The following is a 7,095-nucleotide window of genomic DNA, read 5'->3' as shown; positions in this document are numbered from 1 at the left end:
CCCCACACCCACATCCCCATCCACGAACTCACCCAACACCCCACCCACCACGACATCGAAACCGACGTCCTCAACCGCCTCGCCTGGCACACCGCTTTACGGCTCATCACCACCCTGCCCCGAAGCGAAGCCGAAGCCGTCTCCTACGCAGCGTCCTCGGCTTCAGCACAATCGAAGCCGGCCACATCCTCGGCAAAGAACCCGGTGCCATCCGCACCGCCGCCTACCGAGGACTCCGCAAACTCACCGACCACGCCCAACAAATCGGCCTCACACCATGATCAATCATCTCCGCGCGCACCTTGCACAACATCCGGCCCACTCTCCAGCACCCTTCGACATCACGCCGTACAACGTTGACCGATCACGGGGGAGGACGAGCGCCAGCCTCTGGCGGACCCGTACCGGTTCGAGCCCGTGTGTGCGACAGGGACTGGACAAGTCTTGACCTCCTCCGTCCCTGAAGACCGCTGGAGACGATACTTATGAGCCATTACATCGTGGTCCGAATTGACTGCGACAAAGTTAACTGCAGCCTATCCGCTAACCGGAATGCGGTGGGACGCGTCCAGCGCTGAATGTGTTGACCATGTGCCGTCGGTGCGTGTCGCCCCGCGGACACAAACCCCCATCGGGCGAGCTTTGGGGAAGCCTCAGGAGGCAATCGCGTCAAGACGTCCGGCAAGACCAGCCTGCTTGACCAGACGTCCCCAGCGTTCACTTCGCCCGAATTGATCTGCAATCACCTCCCGGGCGGGAGATTTCCCTTCGCTGTGCGGTTATCCATCGCCCAGAGCCACGCACGCTGTTGGAGACCAAGATCCCTTCCAGCGCGCGTGCGCTGCGTCGACCGTCGTGCGCGTGCGCGGCCGGCCACATCAACAGGATGTGGCTCCTCTGAGGAATGTATGAGTTCGAAGGCGCGATCCGCACGAGCTGCCTCTGAGCTCTCGCCTCGGGCTGCGAGATTGCTGGTAGGCCCAGCCGAAGGTGCTAGCGCGGCGCGTGGCGTGCTGGGTGATGTCTCAATCGGACCATGAGTCGACTCCACGTCGACGTGAATCCTCTCTGAGGTCGTAGTACGGGACTCTGTGGTCGGTCCAGCACGGTGACGGACCTGGCGCATCAACAACTCGTAAGAGCCGATCAACGCCGCCGAGGGCCACGCGGCGATCAGCCTGCCCACGAGCGAGGGCTCAGCCACAGCCACGTTGGCCGCCAGGCTGGCCGCACTTCCGATCACCAGCAATACCCACGGCAGAAGACCGCTGCGCCGTCCCCCCGGGAGTCGCCCAGCAAAGTCATGGAAGAGACCGCGATCATCCCGTCCAGCGAAACCGGCAACAACGCCGCCGTCCACGAGGTCTCGCCGTACTCGCGAACCAGCATGTACATGTGCTTGTACGACAGCACTGCCGCGATCCCGGCCAGCACGATTACGCTGATGGTGGTCGTCCACCGAATCGCTCGATCGCTCCAGCCCTCAGTCATGCCCGCTCCCCCTTCCCCGCGGCTTACCGGGCAGGGAGAACCGCTCCTCCACGATGAGAAGCCTGGTCGAGCCTGTTCCCATGTTTTGCGTGCCCTGCAGGAGGCTCACACTTGCGCGTTGGCGTGCCGGTCGAAACCGCCTGCAAGCCCGGTCTGTTTGACCAGGCGCCCCCAACGTTCGCACCGCCCAAAGCGCTCGGCGATCTCCCTTCCTGCAGGCAGGTCCCCGGCCCGCGTGCGATGGGCCACTGCCCACTGCCATGCTTGGCGCTGCAGACGGGCCAACGGTCTACCGCTGTACAGAGAGACCGCTCACCTCACCCGCACTAGGCTCTCGGACCACATCAGCGGTTACTACGAAGCCCTCTACGCCGTACTTCTGGCCGCCATCAGCAGGCTTTCGACAGGTTCTCCACGCTCGTAGATTCCTCGGAGGAAGCCAGATCATCGCCGGTCGGGTCTGCATAAGGAGTCGTAGGAACTTCGCAGGAATTCGCAGAGGGACTTGAGACCTGCTCAGAGGATTCGGGTACGGGCTCCGGAAGGTTGCCGTTCGACGCTTGCCGGACCTGTCGCATCAGCAGCTCATACGCCCCGATCAGCGCACAACTCGGCCAGGCCGCGATCACGCGACCGATCGCCGACGGTTCGGCCACCGCAACGTTAGCCGCCAAGCTCGCCGCACTCCCAGCCAGCAGCAAAGCCCACGGCAGCACACCACCACGACGGCCAGCCCGCGAGTCGGCCAGCAGCGTCAACGACGACGCCACGATCATCCCGTCCACCGAGACCGGCAACAGCGCCGCACCCCACGACGTCTCCCCGTACCGCAGAACCAGCTCGTACATGTGCTTGTAGGACAGCACCGCCGCGATCCAGGCCAGCACCAACACGCTGACCGTCGTGCACCAGCGGATCAGCCGTTCACCAGCCTGCGGCCTGCCGGAGAAGGCCGCGAGTCCCCCAGAAACCATGATCACTCTCCCGACCAGGGCTGGGCGATATTTGGGCGACGGCAGCTTCCTTGTACGTCGCCGAACTTCGCTCAACTGCGCCCTATCGAGGCCCCTGACCTGCGCATTCACGTGGTCCTGCAGGTCAGGTGTGATCGCGGACTACCTTGACACGGTAGAGGCCACTGGTTCAATCCCAGTATCGCCCACCACAAACCCCCAGGTCAGGCCGCAAGCACCGACCTGGGCGCTTTCGTTTTGACGCAGTTGGGCCCGAAATCGGGAGCATATCGGGAGCACGCTGCTCCCGCCCCCCTGTCTGGACTACACGACCCTGGGTAGTGGCCACCCGGGAGCACGCTGCTCCCGGGGCCTCCAGCCCGCTGCCACCACCGGAGCAGCGCCCAGCCGACAGCGCCCGCCTCTACGCAACCGTCCCCTGATGGCAGGGCGGGCGTCCCCTGATGGCAGGGCGGGCTGGCCCTGGGTGTGCTGCGAGCCGCGACGTACCCGGGCTCCGCCCCCGGCCGACCGCGCGGGACAGCCCGATGCCACCAAACGGCGGCATCGGGCTGTCCAGCATGTGAGGTGTCAGCCGCGCCAGCGGCGTTGCAGCCGGGTGACCAAGCGCCTGCGCATGGCGTCGGTGACGTGGCTGTAGACGCCTTGGATGCCCTTCATCTTGTGGCCCATCCGCTCGTGCTTGATGACTTCGGGCAAGTCCAGTTCGTCCAGGATGGTCTTGTGGTGGTGCCGCAGTCCGTGAAAGACCGCGCCGGTCAGGATCGACGGCTCCGTGCTGTCCGGGTCGAGGCCGCCATCGCAGGCGGGACGCCAGACACGGCGGCAGAAGTGGGACCGGCGCAGCCATCCACCCCGGGAAGCCACGAAGACCTGGTCCTGATCGTGACCGGCCATCACTTCCTCCAGCAGTTCGGCCAGGAAGGCCGGCAGATCGATCCGTCGGGCGGCGGCCCGGCTCTTGGGCGGCCCGAGCCACAGCCGGGCGCCGACCTCATGCAGGGACCCGACGTCGGGGTCGATCACGAGGTACCCGTCGCCGGTGCGGCAGTTGCCGCGGGCGAGCCCGGCCAACTCGCCCCAGCGCATCCCGGTCCACGCGGCAGTGATCACCATGATCTCCATGTTCCGGCCGCCCAGCCGCCGGACCCGTTCACAGATCTGCCGAACCTGCCCGGCCGTCGGTATTGGACGGTCCTTGCTCGAATAGTCATGGTGGCCAGCGCCCAGCTGGCCGAGTCTGAGTCCCTGGATGGGGTTGTGGGCGATCATGCGTTCGTTGACGGCTTCGGTGAGGACGATCGACAGCAGGGTGACGATCCCGCTGACGGTGCTGGGCGCATACCGCGCCGACAATTCCTGCGCCCACTGCTTGACCGCCAGCCGGCGGATTGTGTCCAGGCCGACCTCACCGAAAGCGGGCAGGATGTGGGCGTCGAGGTGGTGGTCATACTTGGCGCGGGTGCTGGGAGCCACCGAATGGGATCGCCGCCAGGTATGGGCCCACTCGGGCAGCCCGGTGCGCGCGGAGTTGGGGTCGATGAACTGCCCGCGCCGCGCGTCGGTTTCCATCTCCTCGGCCGCCTCGGTGGCGGCCGTTCTGCTCGAGTACTTGTCCGGGCTGGTATGCACGGTTCCGTCCGCGGAGCGGTAGCGGACCCGGAACCAGGGGCCGCGTTTTTCCACCCATGCCATGAGCTTCCTCCCTCGCCTGCGTGTTTGCTGGTACCGGGGTGGGTGACACCGGTAGGGGCCATGGACGCTCGACTGCCCGCAAGGGCTCAAGTCGATCCTGGTCAACGCCGGGACGGCCGCCATCGGGTGGGCCGCGCTCCCGCCGCGACGATCGCTTCCAAGTCAGCGCGGGAGAACCGCAGGTGCTTGCCCACAAAGGTGCACGGCACATCCCGCGCCGCAGCCTTGCGGCGCAACCACGACTCCTCGACAGGGGGGTGCAGGTCCATCGAACCGCTGGGTCTAGGTGCTGCCGGGCGCGTCAACCCACCGGCACCCACCAGAACCCTCCGATGGAGGGCGCGAACCTGTACTCCCACCAGACCCCGGCGTAGAAGGCGATGGCGCCGTCTTCCCAGGAGTTGCAGCGTCCTGGTGGGGACGACCTGAGACTGCTCGGGGAGGTCTGGCTACGCAGGACCGTGGCCTGGGCCGCGGTTGACCAGCTGGGAACCGCATGCCAGGGAGCCATCCGCCGGCACCCCGACTATGAGGTGATCACTGGCTTTCCCGGCCTGGCCGACCAGTCCGGCGCTCGGGTCCTGGGCCGAACCCGGTGACGATCGAGCGTGTTTCGCCAACGCCCGATGTCTCAAGGCGCAGGCTCCGCCCCGTCATCCCGAGCCTCTGGCCGCAGCCAGGTCATCACCCGCCGCCGAGTGAAGAACGACCGCTCGGCCGGTGTCGGGTTCACCTACCTCTGTATTTGCGCACGCCGATCACGTCGATACGGCGCAATGCCCGCAGGCGTCAGTACTGCCAGGGTGGCGATAGGACCAGAAGGGCTGCGCTCATGGCCGCCCGACGGGGACCGGCCACGCTTGTCAGTGGCGCGTTGTCCAACGCGGCGGCCGTGGTGTGACCCTGCCCTCTCGGCCAGGGCGGTCCGGTTCAGCGGACCTCGTGGTGAACGGGTGCGGCAAGATCGTGCCATGCTGCTCGAACGCCGGGGTTGGTGCCGATGTTTCGCGGTCGGGTGTGGTGGTGGAGGAGCGCAGGCGAATGGCTATGGCCTTCTGGGCTTCTTGCAGGAGGGCTTCGGCGACCTCGCGGGCCTCGCCGATGATTTGACTGGCCTTGGTTTGAGCGCGGTGTTCAGCGTCTCGGAGGAGGTCGTTGGCCTGGCTTTGGGCGACCTGGATGGTGCGTACGCTTGTGATTCGTCCACTTCCACCTTGGTCGATTGTCTCGGTGGCCTTACGGTCGGCGTCGGTGGTGGCGTCGTTGGCCTGCTGCTGAGCGCGTTGTCGGGAATGTCGCCGGCCCTCTGGCAGGCGTCGTTCAGGATGGTCAGGGCCTGCTGGCTGGCGTCATAGACGGTTGCCTCCTGCCGTTCGTCGGCCTTGGCGAGGATCTGTGACGCTTGCTGTTCGGCCTCTGCCACGACCGCCTTGGCCCGTTGCTGTGCCTCGGCCACGATCTGCTCGCCGTGCTGGCGTGCCTGCTCTCGATCTGAGCCCAGTGCTCGGCCTCTTTGGCCTCCTGGTCACCCTTCAGTGCCTTGAGCTCATCGATCGGCGAGATCCGTTCCCATGCTCGCTGCCAGGGGTGCAGGTCTTCTTCAGGGACGCCGCATGCCTCCACCAACGCCAGCAGCATCTCCTTGGTATGCATCCGCTGACCGCGCCGCACCTCCGACAGGACCGTCCGCGACAACGACCGGCCGTTCGCGGTCGCCCGCTTTTCCAACGTCCGCGTCGCGGGCTTGTCCGCACGCACCCACAGCGTGTGCACCGCGTCCAGCAGTTCGGTGGTGCTCCGCATGTCCGTGAACCGGCATCTGGTGTCCGCGGAATGCGTCGGCTTGACCGAAAAGACTACGGGGGGTGGCCACGAAGATCCGGGATCTGAGCCCCTGAAGCCCTGGTGTGTCCTGGCGGTACCGACTTCGAGCAAACTTTCGACGGATCTGTCCAGGTGGTAGTGGCAAGTCCGGAGAACACGCTTGGCTAGATCATGGCCGGACGCGAAGGCTCGCCGCCCGGCCCTACTCGGCCGGAACATCCACCGGCAGGGACGGCGCCCCAGGTCGAGGTGTTCCGTAAAGGGTGTTCCGCGAACTATCCCAGTGACGGGGCCCTTTCCGGAACACTGGACGGCGGGAACGCCGCCAACGCCGCCGCTTCTGGCGCGGCTCCCGGCACGGTCCGGGTCGGGTACGCCCGCTGCTCCACCGACGAGCAGGACGTCGTCCAGACCGAGCAGCTGCTCGGTCTCGGTGTCCCGGCCGATCGGATCTACATCGACCGGGGCTTTTCCGGGACTACCCGCCGCAACCGCGGCGGCCTGGACCAGGCGCTGGCGGCGGTATGGCCGGCCAGCGTGTTCACCGTGACCAAGTTCGACCGGTTCGCCCGCAACATGGCCGAGGCCAACCAGATCCTCACCGACCTGTCCGACCGTGGCGTGCTGTTCGGGTTGGGCGGGTCGGTCTACGACTGGAACGACCCGTTCGGGCGGCTGTTCCTGCAGACCCTGGCGATGGTCGCCGAGTTCGAGGCGAACCTGCGCACCCGCGAGGGCATGGCGCTGGCCAAGAAGAACGGCAAGCTCAAGGGCAAGCAGCCCAAACTGCCCGCGCCGGCCCGGCGGTCCATCCGCCGCCGCTACGCCGAGGGCGAGGTCTCCCTCGCCGACCTGGCCACCGAGTACAGCGTCGGCCGCTCCACCATCCACCGCATCATTCACGGCCCGCCGGCCGAGCCACGCTAACGATCAAGCAACTAGGACGGGCCCGGCCGGGGCCCGTCCCGGTCGGTCAGGCGGGGGTTTTCGGCGGCGTCCCGACTGTCGCCAGGGCACGCGGGACGGCACGCGCCAGGAATGTGGACCCGCGAACACGGCACAACCGTGAGCACCGGAGGCCGGGGGCGCGGGGGCGCGGGATTGCCCGGGC

Annotated in this window: 5 protein-coding genes; 2 read left to right on the top strand and 3 right to left on the bottom strand. The window is 66.8% G+C overall.

Annotated elements, in window-relative coordinates; genetic code table 11:
* Window positions 1–1,239 precede the first annotated feature (1,239 nt).
* The 3 genes from E1287_RS46515 to E1287_RS40880 all read right to left on the bottom strand — a co-directional run bounded on the left by E1287_RS46515 (window position 1,240) and on the right by E1287_RS40880 (window position 4,160).
* Complete coding sequence (locus E1287_RS46515) at window positions 1,240–1,491, bottom strand: DUF2637 domain-containing protein (RefSeq protein WP_279508657.1); 252 nt, start codon at window positions 1,489–1,491, stop codon at window positions 1,240–1,242.
* A 389-nt stretch (window positions 1,492–1,880) separates the two neighbouring features.
* Window positions 1,881–2,465 carry a DUF2637 domain-containing protein gene (locus E1287_RS40885; protein ID WP_131971133.1) on the bottom strand — a complete coding sequence of 195 codons (585 nt, stop codon included), beginning with the start codon at window positions 2,463–2,465 and terminating at the stop codon, window positions 1,881–1,883.
* Window positions 2,466–3,035: 570 nt separating this feature from the next.
* Window positions 3,036–4,160, bottom strand: coding sequence for a tyrosine-type recombinase/integrase (locus E1287_RS40880; RefSeq protein WP_131971131.1), 1,125 nt, complete (start codon window positions 4,158–4,160; stop codon window positions 3,036–3,038).
* Between the two features lie 971 nt (window positions 4,161–5,131).
* On the opposite strand from E1287_RS40880, the gene E1287_RS40870 reads away from it, so the two are divergent.
* Window positions 5,132–5,515, top strand: coding sequence for a hypothetical protein (locus tag E1287_RS40870; RefSeq protein WP_131971127.1), 384 nt, complete (start codon window positions 5,132–5,134; stop codon window positions 5,513–5,515).
* Between the two features lie 640 nt (window positions 5,516–6,155).
* Window positions 6,156–6,911 (top strand): recombinase family protein, encoded by a 756-nt coding sequence (locus E1287_RS40865; protein WP_243719789.1) that lies wholly within the window; start codon window positions 6,156–6,158, stop codon window positions 6,909–6,911.
* The last annotated feature ends 184 nt before the right edge of the window (window positions 6,912–7,095 follow it).

Source organism: Actinomadura sp. KC06, assembly GCF_004348735.1.
Taxonomy (GTDB): domain Bacteria; phylum Actinomycetota; class Actinomycetes; order Streptosporangiales; family Streptosporangiaceae; genus Spirillospora.
Note: the sequence above shows the minus strand (reverse complement) of the source record. Positions and strands in the feature narration are given on the sequence as shown.